Origin of the sequence: Polaribacter sp. BAL334 (genome assembly GCF_015767435.1) — a bacterium.
GTDB lineage: Bacteria > Bacteroidota > Bacteroidia > Flavobacteriales > Flavobacteriaceae > Polaribacter.
The window spans coordinates 1-1,013 of sequence record NZ_JADWOV010000066.1 but is presented as its reverse complement, the minus strand read 5'-3'; the positions used below and the strand labels follow the sequence as shown (position 1 = coordinate 1,013).

The window sequence follows — 1,013 nt, the reverse complement described above, 5'->3', positions numbered from 1 at the left end:
ATTCCGGTGCTATAAAATTTGTTGATGATTATTTCCAATTAAATTTCCCTTCATTTATAAACAAATATTTCAAAGGAAGCAGAGAAACTGAAATAAAAAGAAATATAACCCCAAAGAAATACAAACAACTTTTTGAATCTTTATCTGATGTTCAGAGGAGAATTATTGACGATAAAGATTCAAGATATATTGTTGTTGCAGCAGGGCCAGGAAGTGGAAAGACGAAAGTTTTAGTTCATAAGTTAGCTTCATTGCTTTTGATGGAAGACGTTAAGCATGAACAATTGCTTATGGTTACTTTTTCACGAGCAGCAGCAACCGAATTTAAAAAGCGTTTGATTGAATTGATTGGAAATGCTGCACACTACATTGATATAAAAACATTTCACTCCTATTGTTTTGACTTGTTGGGAAAAGTTGGGACACTTGACAGTTCTAGCTCAATTATCAAAAATACAGTCGAGAAAATAAAAAACAACGAAGTTGAAGCCAGCAGAATAACAAAAACTGTTTTGGTAATTGATGAAGCACAAGACATGGACGAGGAGGAATTTGAATTGATAAAAGTGCTGATGGACAAGAACGAAGAAATGAGAGTCATTGCTGTTGGGGATGATGACCAAAATATTTATGAATGGCGAGGAGCAGATTCAAAATACTTATTAAGTTTTATTACAGAAAAGAAAGCAACTAAATACGAACTTATTACAAATTACAGAAGCAAAAGCAATTTAGTTTCATTTACCAATCAGTTTTTAAGGACAATTAATAAGCGTCTAAAAGTAATTCCGATTGTAGCAAATCAACATGAAAATGGAAAAATTAAAATAATTCATTACAAGAATGGAAATCTAATTACTCCATTAATTGACGACATTCTTTCAACTGGACTTTCAGGAACAACTTGTATCTTGACACACAAGAACGAGGAAGCTTTTCAAATTGCAGGACTTCTAACCAAAAACGGATACCAAGCAAAATTAATTCAGACCAACGACAGCTTTAGCTTATAT

General features: G+C 32.5%; 1 protein-coding gene. It reads left to right on the top strand.

The annotated features are described in order from the left end of the window. Positions 1-1,013: UvrD-helicase domain-containing protein (locus IU405_RS00365; protein ID WP_197436683.1), on the top strand; the 1,013-nt coding region annotated here is incomplete at both ends.